Origin of the sequence: Alkalicoccobacillus gibsonii, assembly GCF_016798245.1 — a bacterium.
Taxonomy (GTDB): Bacteria; Bacillota; Bacilli; order Bacillales; family Bacillaceae_D; genus Alkalicoccobacillus; species Alkalicoccobacillus gibsonii.
On record NZ_JAEUZA010000001.1, the window covers coordinates 914,527 to 939,523 of the forward strand.

Here is a 24,997-nt window from a genome sequence, read left to right on the forward strand (position 1 = left end):
CATATTAAACAAAAAAGCCTGCTCCATATTTCTTTTGAGCAGACTTAAAATGGTTAGATCGCAATTTCCATTTGAACTTTATCGCCAAATTGGTAATGAAGTAACTGGAAATCATCAATTGTAAAATCATAAAAAGACGTAACTTCGGGATTAATGACAAGCTCTGGTGCTTGAAATTCCTTGCGGCTCACTTGCTGCTGCAGCGGCTCCGTGTGTCGTTCGTAAATATGAGCGTCACCGATATGGAAATGGTACTCACCCAGCTCATAACCAGTCACTTGCGCAATCATACGCTGAAGTACATTATATTGAAAAACATTAAATGGATTTCCCAGCCCCATATCATTGGAGCGACATCGCACTTCCAGATGGAGTTTGTTCCCTTTCACATGCCATTGTGTTTCATATACACATGGAGTCAAAGACATCTCATCTAGCTCATCTGGGTTCCAAAGCATCGTAATATGTCTACGTGAAGATGGATTTGACTTTAACTCTTGAATTAAGTAATCAACCTGATCAATTAAGATTGTATCTCCCGTTATTGCTTTGTGACTAGGATCGAGAAGTGCTGCGTCCAAATTCTTAACTGGATACATTCGATTACGCTTCCCTAATTGGTATCCGTAAGCCTTCCCTATTGTTCCATCCTCTTGCTCCCACTCATTCCAGATCTTAACGTTCATTTGACGAAGCTCATCTACATTATTTGATTTTTTTTGCCAAATCCACAGAAGCTCTCGTATCGCTGTTTTCCAAGCCACTTTTTTTGTTGTTAAGATTGGTACCTCTTTATTTGAAAAATGCATGGACTGTGCCACAATCGATTTTGTGTAAGCAGGTTCTCCGTCTTTCCAAACGGTTCGAACGTGTTCGCCTTGATTGCTGTATCCATCACTTATAATCTTGTTAATAATTTGTTTATACTGTACATCTGCCTCACTCATCTTATTCACTCCTATATTGCTACTCAATCCTTATATGGATCAAATTCATTGGCTCCTGCCATACATACACCGATTGGCCGTAATACATGTTTCACTTCAATGGTCTCTTGGTGAGCTTTTAGCACACTTCTAAGCTTCTTATATACAAATGGGCTTTCATCCGTCCCTCCACCACGTAGTTCCACACCATATTCGTTCAGGGCATCATTCATTTGTTTAGGAGAAATGTCTCCACCTCTACGCTGTTTTGTTTTCCAGTTCATTTTGCCAGCTGCTTGTGTTCGACTCATGATACGACCGGCTCCATGAACCGTGCTAAAATAAGCCGCTTTATTTTCATCAGAATCCTTACCTTGGATTATGACCGACTCATCCCCCATACTGCCCCCAATAAACCCCCACTGACCTGGTGCATTAGGAGTCGCTCCCTTTCGGACAACCACGACCTCTTTGTTATCATGGGTTTCCTTCCAAGCAAAGTTGTGATGATTATGAACCGTAAACGTTGCATGTGCCTTTATGATTTCAAGCACCTTATCAATCACATAGTCTCGGCCAGCATACGCATAACGCCCAGCCAACGTCATGGCTTCAAAATACATCTTTCCAATATCAGAACCTGTATCAAACAAAGTTGGGACGTCCTCCATCTTTTCACCGCCAACCTTGTCATGAAACGCTTTTCCTTTGGCTAGATTTAAAAATCCACTCGCTGTTTTATGACCAAACCCGCGACTCCCAAAGTGATTTGCAATCCAAATATCTCCTGTTTTCTCTTCCACAAACAAATCAACAAAATGATTACCGCTTCCCACGGTTCCCAGCTGCTTTCTAGCTAATTCCTTAAACGTATCTTTTGTTTGATGATCAATCTCATCAAACACACTCCAAGCGGGATCATCAAATAATTCATGATCAACCGATTCACGATTTCCTCGGCCAATTCCAAAGGAGATGGTACGAGCAATGTCATCCATGATTTTAGGGATCTGTCGTTTGATCTCTTTGTATGTACAATTTGTGCGAACCGCTTTGTTTCCACAAGCAATATCGTATCCTACACCTGAAGGAGAAATCTGACCATCATACACCATGACTCCCCCCACAGGCTGACTGTACCCTTTATGATGATCTGCCATTAATAAGCTTTGTACAACATTTCCGTGATTAGCACATAATACAGCTTGTTCAACCGCATTATCTAACGGGCGACCCCAGACGCGTACAGACTTTATCTCTTGGTACATTCTATCACCTCTAATTACTCTTTACGTTATCATACGTTTTTTCCTATAGAAGTGAAAGAGGAACTCACAAAAAAATCCAGCAGCAGACATGAGCTGCCTTTGCTGGATTCTAACGTAGTTATCGATTCGTGATCGTTTCTGGATAAAGATCATGATTCATCATTCGATAGTTCGCCATCTCTTCAAACTTTGTACCTGGCTTTCCATAGTTACAGTACGGATCAATACTAATCCCGCCACGCGGCGTGAATTTGCCCCATACCTCAATGTAACGAGGATCCATAAGCTCAATTAAATCGTTCATGATCTTATTCATACAGTCCTCGTGAAAATCACCATGGTTTCTGAAGCTAAATAAATATAGCTTTAACGATTTGCTTTCAACCATTTTCACATCAGGTACATAACTAATATAGATCGCTGCAAAGTCAGGTTGACCAGTAATCGGGCAAAGAGAAGTGAATTCTGGGCAGTTAAATTTCACGAAATAGTCTCGATTTGGATGTTGATTTTCAAAGACTTCAAGGATTCTGGGGTTATATTCCACTTCATATTTTGTGCCTTGATTACCAAGTAATGTGACACCTTCAAGCTCTTCTTTTTGTCTTCCACTCATTTAACTCTCTCCTTATACGCCTCGTTTGTTTCCCCATACTAAAGTATGAAGCTGAGGTAACACACGAGCATTGTTCATAGATTCAGCTGCAACAGCTTTATCAATAAGCCATTCATATCTTGTTAATAGATCTGAAAGTAATGCTTGATCATTTGTTGTTAATGCATCTGGATTTCCAACTTGTAGATAAAACGGAATCTCTGGATAACGCTTATGCACATCTTCTGCATAGCAGAAGTCTACGTCATCAAATACAACAACTTTTAAACTTGCCTGCTCTTTCGTCAGATGCTCAAAAAAAACGTCTAGCTTCTCGAAGTCTGTATCCATTCCTGAGCTAGGCGGTTTAGGTGAAATCGTTACATCCGTAATCATAGGTAACCAATCCTGCCAGATCGTTCCTTGAGTTTCAATGGCTGTTTCAATATTCAGCTCAGCAAGTTGATGAATCAGTTCCCCGATTCCTTTATGCAAAGCAGGATTGCCTCCAGAAATGGTAACGTGAGAGAATTTTTCTCCCCCTACTTCTTTCAACTTGAGAATAATATCTTCGGCAGTCATTAATGTACTTTTTCCTGTACCATCCCATGTAAAGCTCGAGTCACACCACGAACATTTGTAATCACAGCCACCGGTACGCACAAACATCGTTTTTTTACCAATAACCATTCCTTCACCTTGAATGGTTGGTCCAAAGATCTCCATTACCGGTATCTTACGCATGAGAATCACCTTGCTTTGGTCGAAATACAACATAGCTTGTTGGCGTTTCGCGTACAACAACCTGCAAACAAACCGGTTTGTTTGCAAGTGTATTTAATTCAGCTTGAACCGCCTCACCAATCTGACGAGAAACCTCCTCAGTTGTTGGGGGCCGGTTACTAAACTCGGCGTGCTGATTTAACAAAGTATGATCATAACGTTTATGAACGATTTGCTTAAGGCGTTTGAAATCCACTAAAAAACCTAGTTCGTCTAACTCATCACCTGCAATTGTGACATTAATAAAATACGTATGACCGTGCATGTTTTGACAGTTTCCCGCTCTTTCATCATCAATATAATGAGCAGCCGCCAAATGCATGTCTTTATTTAGTTCAAATGTATAGGAATGCGGTACTTGCGGATAAAATTGCTGTAGCATTACGCTTGCTCCCCTTTCTTAGAAAGATAAGCGTCTAAGCCATTCTTTCTGAGGATACAGGAAGGACACTCGCCACAGCCATCACCGCGCACACCGTGATAGCAAGTTAATGTTTTTTCACGAACAAAGGTAAGAGCGTCTAATTCATCTGCAAGCTCCCATGTTTGTTCTTTATTGAGCCACATTAAAGGTGTATGAATGACAAATTGTTCATCCATTGCCAAGTTTAATGTAACATTTAGAGATTTAATAAATACATCACGGCAATCCGGATATCCGCTAAAATCTGTCTCGCAGACTCCAGTAATTAGATGACGTGCACCCATTTCACGAGCATACACAGCTGCAAACGATAAGAATAAGTGATTGCGTCCTGCAACAAATGTTGACGGCAGTTCTCCCTCTTCTCCATCTTTCACTTCGATGTCATCTCGCGTTAAGGCGTTAGCAGACAGTTGATTAATGAGCGTCATATCTAGTACGTGAAACGATACACCTAACTCGTCTGCAATTTCTTTTGCACATTCAATTTCTGCGGCGTGCCTTTGACCATAATCAAACGTTACCGTATAGACTTCTTTAAATTCCTTTAGTGCCCAGAACAGACACGTTGTACTGTCTTGTCCACCGCTAAACACAACGACGGCTTTCTCTTCTTTCATCATACACTCTTAACTCCTTTTTTAAGGAAAAAGAGCGTTCGTAACCCCAAACACAGGAAAAAAAACTGGTCCAGTTAAAAACGGAACTCAGCTTACTGTTAGTTTTTTATAGAGGGAGTTTGCGAACCTCTTATACCTATTCAATCCGTTAGAACTAGTTTAACATAACTATTCTCAGTCAGCTATTCTTTTCACTTTGCGTAAAAGTTGGTAATATAGGAGAGAATAGAAATTCAGTTTGCTTAATTGAGGAGGCTCTTTATGTCTTTTGTTGAACAAGTAGAAAAATATGCAGATCTCGCCGTAAAAGTAGGAGTTAATATTCAACCAGGTCAAACACTGGTTATTCGCACTCCACTCTTTGCAGCGGAATTTGTTCGGGTGGTAGCTAAAAAAGCGTATGAAGCTGGAGCTGGTCACGTAGAAGTGGAATGGTCAGATGAAGAAATTTCTAAGCTGAAATATCATCTAGCACCAGACGAATCTTTTCATACATATCCAGAGTGGCGCGCAAAAGGTCTAGAAGAAGAAGCTGAAAAAGGCTCTGCCTTCTTGAGTATTACTGGATCTGACCCGGATTTACTAAAGGGTGTTGACCCAACACGTATTGCCAATGCGAACAAAGCAGCTGGTGCCGCATTAAATGGCTTTAGACGATACATCACTTCTGATAAAGTGAGCTGGTCGATTGTTGCAGTACCTTCAGTAGGCTGGGCAGAAACCGTTTTTCCTGAAGAGAAAGGTGAAAAAGCCGTTGAAAAACTTTGGGATGCTATTTTTGCAGCCACTCGAATTGATCAAGCGGATCCTGTAGCAGCATGGAAAGAACATCTTGCTACATTGGACGAAAAAATGGAGATTTTAAACCAACAGCACTTCCACTCGCTTCATTACACAGCGGAAGGAACAGATCTAACAATCGAATTACCAGAAACACATCTATGGGTGTCTGGGGGCAGTATTAGTAAAAGTGGCGTTGATTTTGTTGCCAACATGCCAACGGAAGAAGTCTTTACAGCTGCGAAAAAAACTGGCGTAGATGGTCATGTTACAAGCACCAAGCCACTTAGCTACGGCGGCTCACTAATTGAGAACTTCACTCTTACTTTCGAAGAGGGTAAAATCGTAAAAGCCACTGCAGAAAAAGGTCAAGAAACACTAGAACGACTACTAGAGAACGATGAAAACTCTCGTTACATTGGTGAAGTTGCACTTGTTCCGCACCAATCACCGATCTCAGATACAAACATTATTTTCTTTAATACACTGTTTGATGAGAATGCTTCAAACCACTTAGCCATTGGAAGTGCCTATGCGTTTAATATCGAAGGTGGTAAAGAAATGACGAACGAAGAGCTTGAAGCAAACGGAATCAATACAAGCCAAACTCATGTTGACTTCATGGTTGGTTCTGCTTCAATGGACATTGATGGGATTCAAAAAGATGGCAGTCGTGTTCCTGTATTCCGTAAAGGAAACTGGGCGATCTAATCAAATAGAGGCTGAGCCAAAACTAAAAATCAACGAGAAAATGGCGAATGATTCTTCGATCGAATCATTCGCCATTCGTGTTTTTGAAAAAACGAGCGGAAGGAGAACCCGAGACTCCTGCGGAAAAACACGTGTCTGAAGACTCAGCAGTGGTGTTCTTCCACTGATGAGGCTGAAGCCGTGTCCGCGGAAAGCGAGGGTTTCTCCTGGAGCGGATTTCTTGCTATATTCGTTTTTAACTCACTAATTTGATGTTTTGGCTCAGCATCTTTTTTATTATGGTTCTAGTCTTTCCCCTCTTCTAAATTCCTGAAATCTTTTAGTTTCATGCACAACAACCCCTGATAACAAGATCAGTCCAATCAAGTTTGGTATGGCCATTAACGCATTAAAGATATCAGCAATGTTCCAAACAATTTCTAGATGGGAAACAGCTCCTACAAAGACGACTAGTACATATACGGTTCGATAGATGTACGCATTTCGATCACCAAACAAGTAACCAAAACACTTTTCTCCATAGTAAGACCAACCAAGAACGGTTGTGTAGGCAAAAAAGATAATACCTATCGTGACAATCAAACCGCCATAGCCAGGTAAGAATGATTCAAAGGCAGCTCCAGTTAATATGTCTTGGCTTGTGTCTCCAAGACCAAATTGCATAATACTCATTACGATCACTAAACCGGTAATCGTACACACAATCATCGTGTCTAAAAATGTCCCAGTCATTGAGACCAATGCTTGACGACCAGGGTAATCCGTTTTGGCTGCTGCGGCTGCAATTGGTGCAGATCCTAGACCTGCCTCATTGGAGAATACTCCTCTGGCAACCCCGTATCGAATTGCTGTACCAATAGCGCCACCAGCAACTGATTCTCCAGTAAAGGCAGCCTTAAAAATCATCGCAAACGCTTCTGGTACTAGATTAATATTTAAAAGAATAATAATTAAGCCACCTACTATGTAGAAAATTGCCATAAACGGTACAATAACAGAAGCAAATTTACCTATACTTTTTATTCCACCAAGTAAGACTAACCCAGTAAGGACAGCAAGTGCCAATCCTGTTATCCAAGGTGTGATTCCAAAATTAGAACTTAGAGCTCCTGCTACAGTATTAACCTGAGTCATATTACCGATGCCGAATGAAGCCAGGAATCCAAATAATGCGAATAATACCGCCAACCATTTCCAGCCTAAGCCTTTTTCTATGTAATACATCGGACCACCGGATATCTCACCTTTTTCATTAACTACCCGGTATTTCACTGCAAGGATTGCTTCTGCATATTTGGTTGCCATTCCGAAGAATGCTGCGGCCCACATCCAAAAAATTGCGCCTACCCCTCCAAGTAGTACGGCCGAAGCGACCCCAGCCATATTACCAATCCCAAGCGTGGCTGCCATTGCAGTCATTAACGATTGGAAATGAGAGATATCTCCCTCTTCTTCACTATTTTTATCTGATTTTGTAAAAACAAGCTTCAACGCATAAGGTAATTGAAACACTTGTAAAAGTCCTAATCTCACTGTAAGGAGAATACCAGTTCCTACAATTAAAATAAGAGTGGCAGGACCCCAAACGATATCCCCTATTGCGCCTACTAAATCACTGAACCAGTCCATCCAATTCTCCTCTCGTCACTAAACTGTAACATCTATAAGACTAAATTCTACGTATTTCGTACCTCCCCGTCAATCTATTTGTTAAATTATTCGACAAGAAATCTCAATCCCCTTTAAAATATTGAGAAAAAACCAAATTTTTGGATGGATATGATATCTATGAAAATTCATATACAACCAAACAAAGAAAGACTAGTCATTCATTTAAGAATCACTAGTCCAGATATACTTCACTCTTATTTCTCTTCATCCTGATTCATTCTAGTGGATAACTTTAAACGATCTCTCTGATTTCAGTTCATCGATTTGCTTTTGATGAATCTGACTAACTTTAGCAAATCGATTCTTTGTTTTAATGGCTTCCAAAAACAAATCAATTTGCTGGTCATCACCTTCAACCTCAGCTTCAACTGAGCCGTTTGAATTGTTTCTCACCCAACCTACAAGGTCATATTCAGCTGCCTGCTGCTGGGTAAAAAAGCGAAAACCCACGCCTTGAACCTTTCCTTCTATATTTAAATAATATCTTTGAACCATCGTTTTCACTCCTTATACCCCATTGGTTTTCTATGACCGCTTACCCGTCATTTCAAACCTCTTTTCTCTTTAAAAGGTGGAGCGAATTTTCAATATTTATTTGCCCGATTGAAGCTAAATGAGAAGTTGTAGCTCCCTCAATTAATAAGTTCTTTATTGTATCAGGTGCGAGGAGCTTATTAGATTGTAAAAGAAGTGCACATACACCTGCACAATATGGAGTAGACATAGAGGTTCCTGACATTCGTGTGTAATGCTTACCTACCCGGTGGTTTTTTTGAGAACGATCAATAGAAGACCCTGGCACTCTTAGCGACACAAGGTCAACCCCTGGTGCAAGTAAATCAGGTTTAGGTTTTCCGTAAATCGTGGGACCCCGGCTCGAAAAGGATGCTGTATTCATTTCTTCGTGACCTCTATAAAAAGGAGAATCAAGTGCACCTACCGTAATGATCTGCTCACTAATCCCGGGACTTGAAATCGTAAAAGGATCTGGTCCGCTGTTACCCGCCGCCGTTACCACTGTAATGCCTGCTCTCCATGCTTCCTCGACAATTTTAACAATCGGATCATCAAGTTCTGACTGATACTTTGTAGCGTGAATACCTAGAGAAATGGATATAACATGTATGGGCTGGTTAGGGTTGTTTTGATTATAGGTAATACACCATTCAATTCCTTGAATAATCGTTTCAATGGTTCCAGTTCCCTTGTGATCAAGGACCTTAACGCCAATAATGTTTGCTTCAGGTGCAACACCACGATACTCTCCATTAGAGTGGCGCCCGTTGCCAGCAGCTATACCTGCACAATGTGTACCATGACCGTTGTCATCATATGCTTGTGTACGGTGACTAATGAAATCAACAAAACCAGAAATTCTACCTTTTAAATCGTCATGTTTAGATACACCTGTGTCAACAATTGCGATCGTCACACCTTTACCAGTGACATGCTGCGGCAAGTGCTTAAACGATACACTTGATTTGGTATAAACATTACTTTTTGGAAGGGCTACAATTTTTCTATTTAAGTAGACTTTCTTTATTGAAGGGAGAACTGATAATAGTTCATGTAAGCGATCTGGTGTGACATCTGCACTATAGCAAAAGATACTTGAAAAACGATTTCTAACAGAACATTTACTGTGAGCAGATAACAAATGATCCATGACGATAGTCTGAGACGTGAGGATTGATTTTTCGAATTCTATAATGACTGATAATTTCTGATGGTGCCATATTTTCTGATCGATTGATGAATGAGCAAAACGTGGTGTGAATCGTAAGGGTTTATAAAGCTTGATTATTTTGTCTCGTAATGGTTTATCCAGTTTGTTTGAATAACACCTTACTAGTTTAACCAATGGATAATGAAACATAAAATCCCCCCCATCCCTTTTCACCCCTCACTACAGAATATGAACATTTTTTGCATTCGATCGGATGATTGTCCACATATAACCGACAAAGGGCTTTTGCAAAAAAATAAATGTAAGGGTTTTCAAAAGTGGATTTATAGGGTATACTACAAATATCACAAAATAGACACAACTTAGACACGTAATGTTCATATGTTAGTTATAACCAATTTGTTAAGGAGTTGATGAGAATGGGTATCTTTTTCTTCTACATGTTTGTTGCTAGTGCTACTCCTTTATTCCTATGGCTTGAGTATCGTAAACTTGCGATCGCAAGTATTCCGGGCATCTTTGCACTTTGGATTCTTGGAGCGATTTATATTATAAATCCAACGTGGTGGATCGAAGCTTGGTTTATCTTCACATTTGCTGTTAACGTTGTATTAGCACATTATGCAGCAATAGTCCTTTATGGAATGCCATATATTCGAGCTAAACGTCTTGAGCGCCAACCAAAACGTCTTGTCTAAACGATAAAAAAACCACCCAATTAAATTGGGTGGTTTTCGTTTTTAATAATGCTGAGGTAAATGAACACCGAATTCTAGTACAAAGTAAGAACCGATAACAATTACAACTGCGATAAAGATAGCAAAAATCGTATGACCGGCTTGTGTCACGCCATCTTTACCTTCGCGAATATGCATAAACATAAACAATTGAACGCCTGCTTGAACAAAAGCAAACAGAAAGATCACAATGATTTTAGCAAGTGTAGATAGATCTGTATACAATGCAATCCATACTGCAAAAAGCGTCAATAGAATCGATCCGAGAAACCCAATGATGTGTGACCAAGGAGCATGTGATTTATTTTGACTCATCTTACAATCCCCCCAGACCCATCAGGTAAACACCCGTGAAGATAAAGATCCAGATTACGTCAAGGAAGTGCCAGTAAAGACTCGCAATAAACACTTTTGACGTTGTACGTGGAGTTAAACCACGACGTTTCACCTGAATAAGTAATAAAGTAATCCAGCCAATACCAATAGATACGTGTAGTCCGTGAGTTCCAAGTAAAACAAAGAATGCAGACCAGAACGCACTTGTTGATAATGTTGCACCTTCATGAGCATAATGCCAAAACTCATAAATTTCAAATCCGACAAATCCTAAACCAAGAATCAGTGTTAGAATCATCCAGGTAATAAGTTGCTTCACTTTTCCTGCTCGCATGGCATGAATGGCTAGGCCACATGTAAAACTACTAGTCAGTAAAAGGAAAGTCATAATTAAAACAAGTGGTAAATCAAACAGATGCTCAGCTGTTACTCCACCAGCTGTACGATTAACTAGTACAAAGTAAGTGGCAAACAACGTTGAGAAAAGGGCGAACTCCGCTCCGATAAAAATCCAGAAGCCAAGAATATTATTCCGACCTTCTGCTGATTGAAATTCAAGCGGTTCATTGGCGTATTCTGCGTCTTGGGCATGTGCCATTTACTTCGCCTCCCTTGCACGTTTTTCAGTTTCTTCAATTTCCTCTACACTTACATAGTAACCATCATCATAATCAAATGAACGGTATGCCATACAAGCGAAGATTCCGATAACACCTACAATACCCATCCAGAACCATTCAAAGACAAGTCCAAATCCTGCGAAGAACATGAAACATCCCATAACGAACGGTACAGCTGTATTACTAGGCATGTGAATTTTTTCGTATTTATCAATCTTGTTTGGATCAATTCCTTTTTCTTTCATATCCCAGTAAGGATCCATTGCTGTAACTTCTGGAACCTTAGCAAAGTTATAATGTGGAGGAATCGCTGAAGAAGTAGCCCACTCCAATGTACGTCCACCCCACGCATCTCCTGTTGTCTCTCTCGGAGAGTAACGGAAGCTGTAGTAGATGTTATAAACAAGAATAATAAAGGCAAGACCCATGATAAAGGCTCCGACCGTTGAAATGAAGTTAAGAGCAAACCAACCGTCTTCCACACCATAGATGTGAATTCGACGAGGCATTCCATCAAGTCCAAGGAAATATTGTGGGAAGAAACAAATATTAAATCCAGCCACAAAGATCCAGAAGAACCATTTACCAATACGCTCATTCAGCTTATGTCCAAACATCTTCGGATACCAGTAAATGAACCCAGCGAAGCAGGCAAACACGGTAGCCGCGATTAGTACATAGTGAAAGTGTGAAACTAGGAAATACGTATTGTGATATTGATAGTCAGCAGCGGCCATTGCTAGCATAACTCCTGTTACCCCACCAATAACAAAGTTAGGAATAAAAGCTACAGACCATAGCATAGGAGTTGAGAATGTAATTCGTCCTTTATGCATGGTTAGAAGCCAGTTAAAGATTTTTACCCCAGTTGGGATTGAAATCGCCATCGTTGTAATCGAGAAGAACGAGTTAACAACGGCGCCTGAGCCCATCGTAAAGAAGTGATGCACCCAAACAAGGAAACTTAATACTGAAATCGCAACGATGGAATAAACCATCGCGTTATATCCAAACAAACGCTTCTTAGAGAATGTTGTAATAATCTCTGAGAAGATACCAAACGCAGGCAATGCAACGATATATACTTCAGGGTGTCCCCATATCCAGAATAGGTTGGCCCAAAGCATTGGCATACCACCGTTGGTTAAGTTAAAGAAATGTGTTCCGAATAGACGGTCAAACGTCATTTCAGCTAAAGCAATTGTTAATACCGGGAACGCAAGAACAATAATCATTGAAGTGATTAATGTTGTCCACGTAAACATAGGCATCATCATAAGCTTCATGCCTTTGGCACGCATCTTAAAGATTGTAACCATCATGTTAATACCTGTTGCTAGCGTACCAATCCCTGAGATTTGCAGTCCTAGCAAGTAGTAGTTCTGCCCTGGACCAGGGTTCAGTTCATTTGAAGCAAGTGGCATATAACTGGTCCAACCAGCAGATGGAGATCCACCAATGATAAAGGAAATATTAAATAGTCCCATACCAATAACGAAAGTCCAGAAACTTAAATTGTTTAAGAACGGAAATGCAACGTCTCGTGCTCCAATTTGCAGTGGAATCACAACGTTCATTAAACCGATCAAGAAAGGCATCGCCATGAAAATGATCATGATTGTACCATGTGTTGTAAATACTTCATTGTAGTGCAACGAATCTAAAAATGTCATATTTGGTGCTGCTAATTGCGTACGCATCATTAATGCGTCAATTCCTCCACGGAAGAACATTAAGATCGCAATTAAGATATACATAATCCCTAATTTTTTATGATCTACACTCGTAATCCACTCATCCCAAAGCCATCTCCACTTTTTAAAGTACGTGAGCACAAACACGGCTCCAATGGCAGAAATCAGGATGGAGATTTGGGCGCCTAAAATTAGCGGATCTCCAGTTATAATAAATTCATCCCATTTCAAAAGTAGCGTCCCCTTTCATTTGAAAGTACTTCACTTGCTATTCGTTAGCAGCTTGACTTTCAAACCCTTCTATCTCTCCAGAATCTGATTGTGTTAACGCAGGCATCTCATATGCTTTACCGGCACGAGAGTGAGGATTAATTGGTTCATAACCCATACGCTCCCAAGCGTTAATTGCATATTCAGCATCAGTTGAATGATCAACCCAGTCCAAATGAGTTGAACTAAACGTCATTTCTGAAGCTGAACCAGGAACCATCAGTTTGTCATACTCTTCTTGAGTTAACTCAGGGGCATCTGATTGTGTTTCTTCCACCCAAGCATCAAAATCTCCTTGCTCTAATGCAACCACATCAAACTTTTGTTCAGAGAAGCCTTCTCCAGTGTAGTTTGCATTTCGTCCAGCGTATGTCCCTACTTCATCTGCTTGTAAGTACAATTGTGTTTCCATTCCGGCCATATTATATTTTTGACCACCTAACTGTGGAATCCACAATGCAGCCATGGAATCAGCAGATGTCAGTTTAAAGAGAATCGGTCGGTCAGTCGGGATATTCAAGTAGTTAACCGTTTCAATCCCTTCTTCTGGATAACTAAAAATCCATTTCCAGTTTACACTTGTTGCATGCACGACAACTGGCTCTTTATGTGCTGTCGCAGCTGGAGCTTCCTCAAGCTCGAAAATTGTCATAATTGTTGGTACAGAAAGAATAATAACGATAATGACAGGTATGATCGTCCAAATAATTTCTAACTTATGACTTCCTTCAATCTCTGGTTGATAACCCTTATGATCATCTCGTTCTCTATATTTGACTAGTATAATTGTTAGTAGAATAAAGACTACAAGAACAATTAAAAGCATGAATCCAATAGAGAACCAAATGAGCCAAGCTTGCGATTCTGCAACCGGGCCTTTTGGATCCAGCACTGTCATATTTCCACATCCGCTCAAAAATAGGCTCAACGCAAGGAACGCTAGCCACTTTAGAGACTTACCATTTTTCAGCAAAGGTATCACCCTTCTTCCTAAGACGTAATTACATAAACTTTTTGTGAACCCTTGAACATACCTTTCATTGCTTATATCCTACCATAAAACATGACACGTAAGGGTAGCATTTACACAAACTCTCACAAAAATATCACAAATTTTGTGGTGTGTTTTACTGACTTTGCCACATAATTGGAAATAAGTGACACTCGATAAAACACTAACCGAAATTAGCCATAATTATGTAATGAGTGAGAAAGTTCATGTGCAAAAGACTTTATGATTGTGACATATTTCTAGCGAAAAGTACAATTTTTTAACCTAAAAAAAAGCCTATCTTATTTCCCTACATTAAAAGGAAACATCGATAAGGCTTGTTTGCTAATTAAATACGTTCCAATTGTATAAGCTTCCAATTCATCTTGAAGTGAAGATCTCAAATCTCCATGCTCATAATAGGCAAGCTGATACGGTTCAAACTCTTTTTCATCTGAGAATGCCTGATTTAGGAAGGTCGCTGTATCACTTAATGCATGCTTTCCACTTTGCATCACTTCAAAAAAAGAAACAAACCCATGCATTGTCCCTTTATAACGGGTTGCCTCTACTGGTACTCCAGCAGCCGCTAACTTCTGTGCGTATGCTTCCCCTTCATCTCGAAGCGGATCAAATTCAGCTGTGATAATAAACGTTTGTGGCATATTCGTTACATCTGCTTCGAGAGGTGAGCTGTAAGGAGAATTCCACATGTTTTCATCTGGTGTATACGCTGATCTCGCTAGTTCCATCACATTTCTTGATAACAGATAATACCCACTTGAATAATGATCGCGTGAATAGAAATCTTCGTCAAGGAAGGTTGTTAATGGATATAACAAGGCTTCTGCTTTCACGGTTGGCCCATCAAGGTCTCTTGACATCATCGCTACTGATGTTGCTACATTTCCGCCTGAGCTATCGCCAACAACAGCAATGTTATTAATATCTGCATCATATTCGGCCGCATTAGTGACAATCCAATTCAGAGCATCATATCCGTCCTGAACTGCGGTTGGAAAAGGGAATTCTGGTGCTAAACGGTATTCAACCGCAACAACAATGCTGTTCGTTCTAGCTGCAAGTGAACGGACAATATTATCATGTGTATCAATATTGCCATAGCCTTTCATGAAAGCTCCTCCATGAAAATAAAGAATGACAGGATGTGGCCCCGCCTCTTTTGGCTGATACATCCGAGCTGTCACTGTGCTTGAATCTGAAGTTGGAATATCAACAAGTGCTCGGTCAAACCGAGATGAACCTTTTGCTGCTAAAAAAGATGGTGCTTTAAGATCGGTAGGCAAAAGATTATTTGCAACAGCATGGAGGATTACAGCTGTCTTTACAGGTACTTTACCTGCCTCTGTATTCGTCCAAGCTTGTACTGTAATTGTCATTGTAAGCAAAATCATAATGAGTCCTAGAGACATTGAGGCAACAAGGATTAGCCCTTTACGCATAAAAGCCTTCAACAAAACATCTCCTCCACTAAACATAAGATTATGCTACTCAGTATAGCAGAATTCATGAATAGTGGAAGAGATTACAAGAGATTTCTTTAGGTTGTCACACATTTCATTTTAGTTGTTCCAGTTCTCCTCAATAAATTCGTCTCTACCTGATTGCTTACGATCTTCTTTATACGCTTTCCGTTCTTTCTTATAAAAGTCCTGATGCTCTTCTTCCGCAGGGAAGAATGTATCTGCAGGTAAAATGTCTGTTACGATCGGTTTCGCGAATCGCTTACTATCTTCAAGATGTTGCTTTGATTGCTCAGCTAGCTGTTTCTGTTCTTCAGTATGATAGAAAATAGCTGTTCGATATTGATCTCCACGATCCTGGAATTGTCCGCCGGCATCCGTTGGATCAATTTGAACCCAGAATAAGTCCAATAACTTTTGATAGGGAAATACATCTGGTTCAAATACAATTTGAACAGCCTCATAGTGGCCTGTTTCACCTGTTTTTACTTGTTTATAAGTTGGATCTTGAACCGATCCTCCTGTGTAGCCCGAAATGATTGAATGAATCCCCGGCTGTTCATCAAATGGTTGAACCATACACCAGAAACACCCACCGGCAAATGTCGCTTTCTCCATGTTCTCTCTCTCCTTTACGTCGCAAGCTCTTCTCTTAACGAAAACAATGCTTTCTCCTTTGATTTCGCTTCTAGCATACAATCGACTTCCGTACCTTTTACAACATCAATAAGCCTTTTAAAGTCCTCTATTCGGATCAGATCAGCATGAGCGGGATCTGTCTCAGATCGCTTACCAGAACTAATGTGAACTTTCGGGTGATACAATGTATGCTCCCACGTTTGCTTGACCGAAGTAAAAAGCTCCTTTAATTCATCTGTTGTACGACCGAAACACATTTCATGATGAATATCAAAGCAAATGGTCACCCCACAAACCGCCGAAATATCTAGAACATCTTGAGTGTGAAAAACTTTATCATCATTTTCTAGCCTAATCATTTCCTGTACAGAGTCAGGTAACGTTTTAAACACATCACTAAATGTCTTTTTCGCTTTTTCCTTATCTCCGTATGCGCCACCAGTATGGATAATCATATCTGTTCCACCTACGGCCCGTAGAAAATTATGATGATATTGTAAATCTTTTTTTGCATTTTCAACCACATGCTCTCTGGGGGAATTTAAAACCGAATACTGGCCAGGGTGCATGGAAAGCCTTAAATGATACTTTTTCTGTAATGCCTGAATCTTATCAAGCTCTCGCTTTACATCTTGGTCTGATTGCCATTCCCAGGTCATTTCAGGATGCGTTGCAAATGGAATCATATCGCTCGAAATCCGAAAGAAGAAGATTTCATGGTCAATATTCCATTGAATGACCTTATTAAGCTGGTCAATATTATGTAACGTGAGCTCTTTGATCACTGACATTCCTTTATCCTGCATCGTTTTCAAACGACATGTCTTGAAAACGGTTGGAATACTTAGGTTTTGACATGGATATCCAAGGCGCATGATTCATTCTCCCTCTAACAAATTATGAAGTGATCTCCTGAGATTCGAATTCAATTTCATCCTTTGTACGACTATATTTCACTTTAAGATTATGTTGCCCAAAATACCATGCATCCTGCTCTTCTACATAAAAAATACAATCTTCTATTTTATATTCAGCTAATGGGCGCTCGGGCACCTCTTGACTAATACCAAGTGAAAAGCCACTTTGAAATGAGCCGCATCCTCCGTAGCGGGCAAAGAAACGGATATACTGATTCTCCTCTGTATCAAACTGCTCTTTAAACCAACGAACGGCTGGTTTGGTTACTTCAATCTTCATGTAAATCCTCTCCTATCACTTTCGTTATCTTATCATATCAAGTTATAGCCTAAAAAACCATGAAAGCGTACAAGCAACAACCCAATTAACTTTCCTTGATGCAACTTTATAGCGGAACTGCATATTTTATATTAAATAATAAGGTTAAGGAGTGATGAACAATGAGTTATAAAAAAGCTGTCGGATATGCGACAATTCTTCATTCTCTTGGTGGATTAACGAAAGAACAGAAAAGTCAATGGCTCTCTACTCTTTCCAATCAAAATTCTAAGAAAAAAACGTGAGAGTTTAAACAAAAAAAACGAATGTCATTTATACATGACCATTCGTCTTTTTGTGAGAGTTATCCTAACTTAACTGAAGCGTCGTATCAAGTAATTCGATCAGCTTAACAATATCAGGTTTGCTAATTTGTCCATCTGCTCCAACCGCTTTTCCTTTGTGGAATAGATCTTCAGAAATGATAGATGAGAAAATAATAACAGGTGTTTGTTCATAGGTTGGATGTTCTTTGATTCGTTTAGTCAGATGATGTCCATCCATTTGTGGCATTTCTATATCTGTAATGATAAGGTCTACCTTACTACTGATCGCACCTTGTTCATTAAGTGCATCCCAAGCAAGTTGTCCATTCTCAAATGTTGTTAATTTCGTATAGCCTGCTTCAGTAAGAGTATCTTGTAACAAATGTCGTAGCACTCCAGAATCCTCGACGATCACAATGTGCTTGCCTCCACGGTCACGGGCAGCTAATGAATGAATAGTTGAACGATTCATCCCTGCATCTGGATGGACTTCAACCACAATTTTTTCGTAGTCAAGCATAAAAGCCACATAGTCTTCCATTTTAACAATGCCTGTAACATGGCTATGCTCGCCTTGAGACAATTCATTCGGTTTTTCAACCTGTCCCCAAGAAACTCGGTGAATTCTAGATACATTATGTACGCGGAACGCTACCTTTAATTTATTTAATTCGGCCACGATAAATTTATGAGTGATTGTTTGTCCATGGTCGTTCACATCCAGCACTACGGACAAATCAATCAATGGGATGATTTCATCACGTATTCGAATGACTCCTTCTACATAAGGATGACGATTCGGTGTGGCTGTGACGTCAACAGGCTGAACGATTTCTCTTACCTTTAATACATTAATCCCGTACGTCTCTTTTCCAACCTCAAACATAACAAGCTCTAGTTCATTGGTACCACTCTCTAATAGTATATTTGACTGTGACATTTGGGTCATTTCGTTTCCCCCGTTTTTATAGACTCTTGCATAGTCGTTCCTTAGCAGACTATCCTCTCTTTTATTTCGGCCGGAACACGTATGAAGTTAAGAAAAAGTTAAAAAAACATCCACTGAAACATTTCAGTGGATGCATACTCCGTCTTAAACAAAAATCTCAACTTCATTTTCTTCTCTTAAGTCTTCAAGAATATCATTTGCTGCTTCAGAGGTTTTTTGTGCTTTCAACTGTTCAACAATTGTATCTTCTACATCTTCAAGAGGGGGAGGTTCCTCTTCTCCTTCTGATGCCGCAATGATCTCTTCATAGGTAGATTGAATTTCCTCATCTGAAGGTTCTTCAATTTGAGCCTCTTGCTCAATGTATTTCTGTGGTTTCATACTTTCTTTTATTTGAGCCTTAAACTCATCAACCGTTAAATCTTGACCACTTAAAATCTCTTCTAAGTCTTCATCTGATTCAAGCTGATACATCGCTTTAATTTGATCAAGTTGTTCATTGACGTCTTCATCCGTCACTTCAACATCCGCTTCGTTAGAGGCTTGTGTTAAAAGCTCTGTATCCACTAGGAAATTAACAGATTGATCCTTTAACTGCTCATCCACTTCTGTGGAGGATGGATCTCCTTGCCCACCCATCATCATTTGTTGTTGTTTTGCATTATTGTATTCAACGACAAAGTCGTCTTTTAATAGATCTACCCCATTAATTGTCGCAACGACATCTGGTATGTCATCAAAATTTGTTTCGGCGATTTCAGCCTCTTCCGTTTGTGGTTCTGTTTGATCATTTTGACCCTCGGCATTCTCATCTGTTTCACCGGAGCAAGCCGCTAGTCCTACAGCTAGAGCAAAAGCAGAGATTCCAAGTACAAATTTGTTTTGCATTTCCTTGACCCCTTTCTTAACAAGCATCTAGGGGCAGTGTAACACAGGTTAAACAAGTAATTAAGCGGACATCTAAATAACTACATAAATTGTGTAATCGTCTCAAAAGCAGGCAGGTATAAACCCTTGATACAGCACGTCCCAACGCTTGGACTTCCTAAATTATCAAAAATAGTGTGAAATAAAAAAACAGTTAATTTGGAAGAGACCTAAGGAAGTTCTCGCTGCAAAAACGTTTGATTTGTGCATCAGAGTAGTACTTCGTTAACCGTTCTAATAAAGCCGGGTAACACCCAGGATGCTCAAGCCCGTCTACATAGCTTGAGATCCCATCAAAGTCTGAACCAAAGCCAATCGATTTTTCACCACCTAATGCACATAAGTATTCTATATGACGAATGACATCATCCATCGTTGCTTCTTCGGTATCAGAGAGAAATTTAGGCAAAAACACTAGTCCCATGTATCGTTCATCACTAAATAACGCCTTCGCCTGCTCATCATTCAAATTTCGTTTATGCCCGCAAAGAGCTAATGCATTTGAATGACTAGCAATCACATATTTAGAATATTGTACGGTGTCCCAGAAGCTTTTTTCACTTAAGTGAGAAACATCCGTTAACAAGCTATGCTTATTATGAGTCTCTATTATTCGCTTGCCGAAATCAGTAATACCCGCTCCTCTTGATTCTTCAATACCATCTGCAACCAGGTTTGCTTGATTCCACGTTAAGCCTACAGATAAAATCCCCTGTTCAATTAGAAAATGATGTTTCCACTCATCTGAGCCAACGGCGTCCATACCTTCTAATGTCAGAATCGCTCCAATCTCACCTTCTTTTAATAATGAGATATCAGACCACTTCGTAATATGCTTCATTTCTTGATAAGGTTCAATAACCTTTTGATGAAATAAATGAATTTGTTCAAGCACCGCTTGAAACTTTAACTCCTGTTTAACGAATGGCTCAATGAAAATGGCAAAACATTGAAGCTTCACTCCGCCATTTTTTAGTTTTGTTAACGTCACGTCAAGCTGATTGCTATCTTTAAAAGATTGATTCGGATTCATCCATAATTTTAATAACACATCACAATGTGTATCAATGACATTAGATGAAGAGAAATTTTGGTTCATTCCATCAGCACCTTTCAAAGTCTAGTGACATAGACATAATTAGAATGTTTTATTGGAGGAGTTTACATGAGTGAGCAAAATTCGAGCGATTCTAAGAATTCAAGAGGGTATCAAGATGTGATGCGATCCATTGATGATTTCTTTCATCAAACGTATCGTCGATTCCAAGCTCCACCATTGTTTGCACAATCCATTGCTGTACGCACACAGGAATCACTTGAAGCATTTATTATTTATGCTGAATTACCAGGAGTCGATAAACAATTGATTCATCTAGAAGCTCTACCTCATGCACTTGCTATCCGAGTGATGTCGAGCGAATCTTCTGAACAATCAGTTGAAAAAGAACGACTTGTGTCCATACCATTCGTTTATGGAGAAAAGGATATTAAGGCAAATTATAAGGATGGATTATTACGAATTACCATTCATCGACACAGACAATCCATTTCAATTGATTAAGGAGGTTATACAATGATTCATTATAATCAAGGCCGACGTAACCAGTACCCTACCTTCCCCACTCAAGGAAGATATCCTTCTTATTATCCCACGCCAGGGAGAAGAATGAGGGCAGGTTTACGTCAGCAGCAAACAGGCATGTATTCACAAAATCAAACCGTATCACGAACCGGTTTTATAAAAAAAGCTTTTACATCAGATGATGGTCAATTTGATGTGTCTAGAACCGCTCAAACGGTTGACCAAGTCATAAAGACCGTTCAACAAGTTTCGCCATATGTTCGAAAAGTAGGCTCTTACTTCTTAAGGTAGAGTTACTTTAACGTTAAACCATATGCTAAGGTTTGATTTGGATTAATCATCTTTAAACCTTGTGTAGGCTTATAGTCAATGGTTACTCGCGAGCCAATTTCATCGCTCGCTTTTTTGTTGTAAATAAATTGTTGCCCTGCTTCCTCTACAACTGTATCTTCTGTTTCAATGGGGTCATCTAACTGTAAGTAAAATTCAATCATAGTGCTGCATTCAAACGTATCTCGTGCCACAACTCGCACCGCTTTCTTTGGTTGGATGGTTTGAAAGTACGATGCTGCTGCCTCTGTAATGATAATATCCAACTTAAACACCTCTCCTAAAGAAGACTTAAATTAAATCGTTTTGTTCAAATAAATATTCATATGGAATGTCCATGAACATATATAAAGATTCAGAGATAGGATATGCAAATGTGCGAATTTGTTCGTCTCGCTCAATATCCGTATATAAATCAGATAAAATTCCTTTTTTCTCAACATTCATGCGAACAATATTCTCAAGAAAATAAGGTCGCCAGCTCCAGTTTTTATATAAACCTTCTTTTTTAAGTTGCCATACGCCTTCTTGATCTTTCTCTACGTTTGAGGATTGCTGAAGACCCTCTTCATTACAAATGTAAATCCGAAACACATACTCGCTTAAATCCTTTGCGACAGTCAGAATGAGTTCATCCAACGTACCTGTTGTTTTTGTATGTTTTAATGTAGCACGTAGCGAATGGACTAATTCATTAGATAGTTCAAGCTGTGCTTGCATTTTTTTACGTTCATAGGTAATGAAATGCTGGAAGTCTTTTTGCATTCGTTCTCTGCAAGAATCCTCTAATACGAATTCCTTTGATGCAGCCAAAAGGTATGGCCCTTGATAATATCGTGCTCCATTACGCCACGCATAGTTTAATTGATTAAATGTTGAAATTCCATCAAATAATAATGTCGCTCCAATCTTTCGAGAGAGCATCGTAAGAGATTGATGGACATCTCCATATAGATGAGGAAGAGAATCTTGATTTAAAAAGGAAACGTTGACACGAATCACATTTGGATGCAACATTGCAATTTGGTCAATTTGACTACTGCTTTGCCCCACATTGTCAATCCCAATCCGAATCCCTAAACTTTGAAGATACGTAAGGACATGTTTAATTTCAGCATAGTAAGAGTGTACATCTTTTTCATCTAATCCTAAAATAATTTGATTATAATGGATGGTTTGGTCTTCGATATATGGGTTTATCCGTTGTAAAAAGCTTTCTCCTGAATCTTTGATCAATTGTCTAGCATCATAATTAAAATACATAGCTCCCTTAAACGATGCAGCAGCGAAATGCTCCAATGCTAACCTTTGCAGGTGATCGTCAAGTTCATTTCGGTACTCAGAGGGAATGGTTTTATCGCCAAAAAACCATCCAATTCTTTTAACGCCATCTGATGCATTAAGTCTTGCTACAACTTCGTACCCCACAACAATTTGCTTCTCAGCGTTGAAGATGGGAAGAAAATAAGGAATGACATTATCTTTTTCCATCATGACATCTAAAGGATCCATATGGCCCCTCCTCACACACAACATAATCAGTTAAGTATAGCATATGAGGAAGCAACATTACGTTATGAAACGCTTGATTAGCTGCGACGTTTTTTTAGGTTGTTCTTCTGGCACCAAGTGACCTGTTTCAGGTAGTACAGTAAGTGTGGCGTGATGTAAATCATTAGATAGCTTTTTTCCAATTGATAAGGGAATGAGCGGATCGTTCTCACCCCAAATTATTAAACACCTTTGCTTAATGGAATGTAAATCTTCAGTGGACATATCCCCTTCACGTTGTCTCATTAAGCATGCAAGAGAATCATAAAATCCTCTTTCCTTAAGTGGTCTTCCGTACTCTAAAACCATTTCATTCGTTACAGCATTTTTCTTATACATTAATTGATCAATAAACGGTCGACAATCTCTATTTCTGCCCCACGAATAAAGTAAGGTAGAGAAAAAAGGTACATAAGAAGAATAAACCATGCTTTTTTTCACTCGATGAAAATAGGCAGATGCCGACAGTAAGATGAGTGAATCAATTCGTTCAGGTGTCTGCTTTGCTGTATATAAGGCTACTTGTCCACCCATTGAATGTCCGATTAATGTTACATGGTTTAATTCATATAATTCCATTAACTCGGTCAGTAAAGTTGCATAGTTTTTAAAATCATAACAAAATGTTTTTTCTTTGCCACTCCTCCCGAACCCTGGTAAGTCAAAGCATAATAAATCATATTCCGCAGGCATTGATGGTAGCAGTTGTCTAAAACTGAAGCTTGATGATAAGAAGCCATGTATAAAAAGCAATGTCCCCTTACACTTTTTAGCAGAATGAAACCATCTTTCTACATATACATGTGTTCCTTGCATATATAATGTAGTCTGTTCGCTTTTTCGCTTCAATGCACGCCACCTCCTGTTCTTTTATACAACTAGGCTTGCCCAAACGATAACACCTTATGAACAAAAAAATCCGAACCGTTCCACTTGGGAAGCATTCGGACCTTTAACGATTTATGTTGTTAAGTCATAAGGCGTTTCCTGATACACATAATAATTTAACCAGTTTGTAAACAAGAGGTTTGAATGGGCTCTCCAACGAAGGGCAGGAGGCACCGTTTGATCATTTTCAGGAAAGTAATTTACAGGAGGTTGGATTGCTACCCCTTTACTTAAATCTCTTCGATACTCTTCATCTAAAGTCGTCACATCATATTCTGAATGACCCGTCACAAAGATGTGCTTTCCGTCTTTAGATGCTGCCATGTAAAGACCTGCATCTTTTGATGTGCTTAGAATATCCAGCTCTTGAACGTTCTCAACGTCTTCAATTCTCGTCTCAGTATGTCTAGAATGAGGCGCTAAAAATACATCATCAAACCCGCGAAGTAATTTAATTGGATCTGGATTGACCTCGTGTTCGAAAATACCAAATAATTTTTCATTCATCGGATATTTCTGAATTCCATAGTGGTGGTAAAGTCCAGCTTGTGCGCCCCAACAAATATGTAAGGTAGACGTTACATTGTCCTTACTCCAATCCATGATCCACTTTAGTTCTTCCCAATAGTCTACTTCTTCAAAATCAAGCTGCTCCACTGGTGCTCCTGTAATGATCATTCCATCAAATTTACGCTTTTTAATATCATCCATTGTTTTATAAAAAAGCTTAAGATGGTCTTGTTTCGTATTTTTTGAAACATGTGATGAAGGGTATAAAAAGGATACATCAAGCTGTAATGGCGAATTACTTAATAACCGCAGAATTTGCGTTTCTGTTGTTTCTTTAACTGGCATCAAATTTAAAATCACAATTGATAGTGGGCGAATGTCCTGACTATAAGCTCTCGATTCGTCCATAATAAATATATTCTCAGCATTTAAAATTTCCCTAGCCGGAAGATGATCTGGTATTTTAATTGGCATATTTGGCTCTCCCCTCAAGATCAATCTTGCTTATTTCTCTATCATTTC

At 39.4% G+C, this 24,997-nt stretch carries 29 protein-coding genes and 1 riboswitch; of the genes, 5 read left to right on the top strand and 24 right to left on the bottom strand.

Features of this window, described 5'->3' with window-relative positions; all coding sequences use genetic code 11:
* Positions 1-53: 53 nt before the first annotated feature.
* The 6 genes from thyA to queC all read right to left on the bottom strand — a co-directional run bounded on the left by thyA (position 54) and on the right by queC (position 4,616).
* Positions 54-947: a thymidylate synthase gene (thyA, locus tag JNO66_RS05020; RefSeq protein ID WP_203087092.1), complete on the bottom strand. Its 894-nt coding sequence runs from the start codon at positions 945-947 to the stop codon at positions 54-56.
* Positions 948-970: 23 nt separating this feature from the next.
* Entirely contained in the window at positions 971-2,194 is a 1,224-nt protein-coding gene (locus JNO66_RS05025) for an RtcB family protein (protein ID WP_203087093.1), read from the bottom strand.
* Positions 2,195-2,312: 118 nt separating this feature from the next.
* A complete protein-coding gene (gene queF, locus JNO66_RS05030; protein WP_203087094.1) occupies positions 2,313-2,810 on the bottom strand; it encodes a preQ(1) synthase in 498 nt (165 codons plus the stop codon).
* A 12-nt stretch (positions 2,811-2,822) separates the two neighbouring features.
* Entirely contained in the window at positions 2,823-3,533 is a 711-nt protein-coding gene (queE, locus tag JNO66_RS05035) for a 7-carboxy-7-deazaguanine synthase QueE (RefSeq protein ID WP_203087095.1), read from the bottom strand.
* Positions 3,526-3,954: a 6-carboxytetrahydropterin synthase QueD gene (queD, locus tag JNO66_RS05040; protein ID WP_203087096.1), complete on the bottom strand. Its 429-nt coding sequence runs from the start codon at positions 3,952-3,954 to the stop codon at positions 3,526-3,528. The genes queE and queD overlap by 8 nt, the downstream gene beginning before the upstream one ends.
* Positions 3,954-4,616, bottom strand: coding sequence for a 7-cyano-7-deazaguanine synthase QueC (gene queC, locus JNO66_RS05045; protein ID WP_203087508.1), 663 nt, complete (start codon positions 4,614-4,616; stop codon positions 3,954-3,956). The genes queD and queC overlap by 1 nt, the downstream gene beginning before the upstream one ends.
* 92 nt (positions 4,617-4,708) lie before the next feature.
* Positions 4,709-4,752: riboswitch (PreQ1 riboswitch) on the bottom strand.
* Positions 4,753-4,877: 125 nt separating this feature from the next.
* Here queC and JNO66_RS05050 point away from each other — a divergent pair.
* Positions 4,878-6,107 (top strand): aminopeptidase, encoded by a 1,230-nt coding sequence (locus tag JNO66_RS05050; RefSeq protein WP_203087097.1) that lies wholly within the window; start codon positions 4,878-4,880, stop codon positions 6,105-6,107.
* Between the two features lie 276 nt (positions 6,108-6,383).
* Here JNO66_RS05050 and JNO66_RS05055 read toward each other — a convergent pair whose 3' ends face one another.
* The 3 genes from JNO66_RS05055 to JNO66_RS05065 all read right to left on the bottom strand — a co-directional run bounded on the left by JNO66_RS05055 (position 6,384) and on the right by JNO66_RS05065 (position 9,654).
* Entirely contained in the window at positions 6,384-7,736 is a 1,353-nt protein-coding gene (locus tag JNO66_RS05055) for an alanine/glycine:cation symporter family protein (RefSeq protein WP_203087098.1), read from the bottom strand.
* 261 nt (positions 7,737-7,997) lie between these two features.
* Positions 7,998-8,273, bottom strand: coding sequence for an acylphosphatase (locus JNO66_RS05060; RefSeq protein WP_203087099.1), 276 nt, complete (start codon positions 8,271-8,273; stop codon positions 7,998-8,000).
* 52 nt (positions 8,274-8,325) lie between these two features.
* Positions 8,326-9,654: a S8 family peptidase gene (locus JNO66_RS05065; RefSeq protein WP_203087100.1), complete on the bottom strand. Its 1,329-nt coding sequence runs from the start codon at positions 9,652-9,654 to the stop codon at positions 8,326-8,328.
* A 230-nt stretch (positions 9,655-9,884) separates the two neighbouring features.
* Here JNO66_RS05065 and JNO66_RS05070 point away from each other — a divergent pair, with 230 nt between their 5' ends.
* The gene (locus JNO66_RS05070) at positions 9,885-10,163 is read left to right on the top strand and encodes a spore morphogenesis/germination protein YwcE (RefSeq protein ID WP_203087101.1); all 279 of its coding nucleotides are present in this window, start codon (positions 9,885-9,887) and stop codon (positions 10,161-10,163) included.
* Positions 10,164-10,205: 42 nt separating this feature from the next.
* Here JNO66_RS05070 and qoxD read toward each other — a convergent pair whose 3' ends face one another.
* From qoxD to JNO66_RS05110, 8 genes are all read right to left on the bottom strand, one after another.
* Positions 10,206-10,517, bottom strand: coding sequence for a cytochrome aa3 quinol oxidase subunit IV (gene qoxD, locus JNO66_RS05075; protein ID WP_203087102.1), 312 nt, complete (start codon positions 10,515-10,517; stop codon positions 10,206-10,208).
* Between the two features lies 1 nt (position 10,518).
* Positions 10,519-11,136, bottom strand: coding sequence for a cytochrome aa3 quinol oxidase subunit III (qoxC, locus tag JNO66_RS05080; RefSeq protein ID WP_203087103.1), 618 nt, complete (start codon positions 11,134-11,136; stop codon positions 10,519-10,521).
* The gene (gene qoxB / locus JNO66_RS05085; RefSeq protein WP_203087104.1) at positions 11,137-13,083 is read right to left on the bottom strand and encodes a cytochrome aa3 quinol oxidase subunit I; all 1,947 of its coding nucleotides are present in this window, start codon (positions 13,081-13,083) and stop codon (positions 11,137-11,139) included. It lies immediately after the preceding gene.
* A gap of 37 nt (positions 13,084-13,120) precedes the next feature.
* Positions 13,121-14,095: a cytochrome aa3 quinol oxidase subunit II gene (gene qoxA, locus JNO66_RS05090; protein WP_246483165.1), complete on the bottom strand. Its 975-nt coding sequence runs from the start codon at positions 14,093-14,095 to the stop codon at positions 13,121-13,123.
* 320 nt (positions 14,096-14,415) lie between these two features.
* Positions 14,416-15,588, bottom strand: a complete 1,173-nt coding sequence (locus JNO66_RS05095; protein WP_246483166.1) for an alpha/beta hydrolase — start codon at positions 15,586-15,588, stop codon at positions 14,416-14,418.
* A 108-nt stretch (positions 15,589-15,696) separates the two neighbouring features.
* Positions 15,697-16,215 (bottom strand): peptide-methionine (S)-S-oxide reductase MsrA, encoded by a 519-nt coding sequence (gene msrA / locus JNO66_RS05100; RefSeq protein WP_203087106.1) that lies wholly within the window; start codon positions 16,213-16,215, stop codon positions 15,697-15,699.
* Between the two features lie 14 nt (positions 16,216-16,229).
* A complete protein-coding gene (gene uvsE / locus JNO66_RS05105; RefSeq protein ID WP_203087107.1) occupies positions 16,230-17,111 on the bottom strand; it encodes a UV DNA damage repair endonuclease UvsE in 882 nt (293 codons plus the stop codon).
* 22 nt (positions 17,112-17,133) lie between these two features.
* Positions 17,134-17,433, bottom strand: coding sequence for a HesB/YadR/YfhF family protein (locus JNO66_RS05110; RefSeq protein WP_203087108.1), 300 nt, complete (start codon positions 17,431-17,433; stop codon positions 17,134-17,136).
* Between the two features lie 161 nt (positions 17,434-17,594).
* Here JNO66_RS05110 and JNO66_RS20755 point away from each other — a divergent pair, with 161 nt between their 5' ends.
* Positions 17,595-17,717: a hypothetical protein gene (locus tag JNO66_RS20755; RefSeq protein ID WP_273753157.1), complete on the top strand. Its 123-nt coding sequence runs from the start codon at positions 17,595-17,597 to the stop codon at positions 17,715-17,717.
* A gap of 64 nt (positions 17,718-17,781) precedes the next feature.
* On the opposite strand, the gene JNO66_RS05115 is transcribed toward JNO66_RS20755, so the two are convergent.
* From JNO66_RS05115 to JNO66_RS05125, 3 genes are all read right to left on the bottom strand, one after another.
* Entirely contained in the window at positions 17,782-18,687 is a 906-nt protein-coding gene (locus JNO66_RS05115) for a chemotaxis protein CheV (protein WP_276511861.1), read from the bottom strand.
* A 144-nt stretch (positions 18,688-18,831) separates the two neighbouring features.
* Positions 18,832-19,575 carry a SurA N-terminal domain-containing protein gene (locus tag JNO66_RS05120; protein WP_203087109.1) on the bottom strand — a complete coding sequence of 248 codons (744 nt, stop codon included), beginning with the start codon at positions 19,573-19,575 and terminating at the stop codon, positions 18,832-18,834.
* Between the two features lie 193 nt (positions 19,576-19,768).
* Positions 19,769-20,713: a dipeptidase gene (locus JNO66_RS05125; RefSeq protein ID WP_203087110.1), complete on the bottom strand. Its 945-nt coding sequence runs from the start codon at positions 20,711-20,713 to the stop codon at positions 19,769-19,771.
* Positions 20,714-20,779: 66 nt separating this feature from the next.
* Here JNO66_RS05125 and JNO66_RS05130 point away from each other — a divergent pair, with 66 nt between their 5' ends.
* Both JNO66_RS05130 and JNO66_RS05135 read left to right on the top strand, forming a co-directional pair.
* Positions 20,780-21,175, top strand: coding sequence for an Hsp20/alpha crystallin family protein (locus JNO66_RS05130; protein ID WP_203087111.1), 396 nt, complete (start codon positions 20,780-20,782; stop codon positions 21,173-21,175).
* A 12-nt stretch (positions 21,176-21,187) separates the two neighbouring features.
* Positions 21,188-21,487 carry a YppG family protein gene (locus JNO66_RS05135; RefSeq protein ID WP_203087112.1) on the top strand — a complete coding sequence of 100 codons (300 nt, stop codon included), beginning with the start codon at positions 21,188-21,190 and terminating at the stop codon, positions 21,485-21,487.
* Between the two features lie 2 nt (positions 21,488-21,489).
* Here JNO66_RS05135 and JNO66_RS05140 read toward each other — a convergent pair whose 3' ends face one another.
* The 4 genes from JNO66_RS05140 to metA form a co-directional block, all read right to left on the bottom strand.
* A complete protein-coding gene (locus JNO66_RS05140; protein ID WP_210340773.1) occupies positions 21,490-21,792 on the bottom strand; it encodes an iron-sulfur cluster biosynthesis family protein in 303 nt (100 codons plus the stop codon).
* A 25-nt stretch (positions 21,793-21,817) separates the two neighbouring features.
* Complete coding sequence (locus JNO66_RS05145) at positions 21,818-23,038, bottom strand: EAL domain-containing protein (RefSeq protein ID WP_203087113.1); 1,221 nt, start codon at positions 23,036-23,038, stop codon at positions 21,818-21,820.
* A 57-nt stretch (positions 23,039-23,095) separates the two neighbouring features.
* Positions 23,096-23,926, bottom strand: a complete 831-nt coding sequence (locus JNO66_RS05150; protein ID WP_203087114.1) for an alpha/beta hydrolase — start codon at positions 23,924-23,926, stop codon at positions 23,096-23,098.
* A 111-nt stretch (positions 23,927-24,037) separates the two neighbouring features.
* On the bottom strand, positions 24,038-24,949 hold the full coding sequence (gene metA / locus JNO66_RS05155) for a homoserine O-acetyltransferase MetA (RefSeq protein ID WP_203087115.1): 912 nt from the start codon (positions 24,947-24,949) through the stop codon (positions 24,038-24,040).
* Positions 24,950-24,997: the final 48 nt, after the last annotated feature.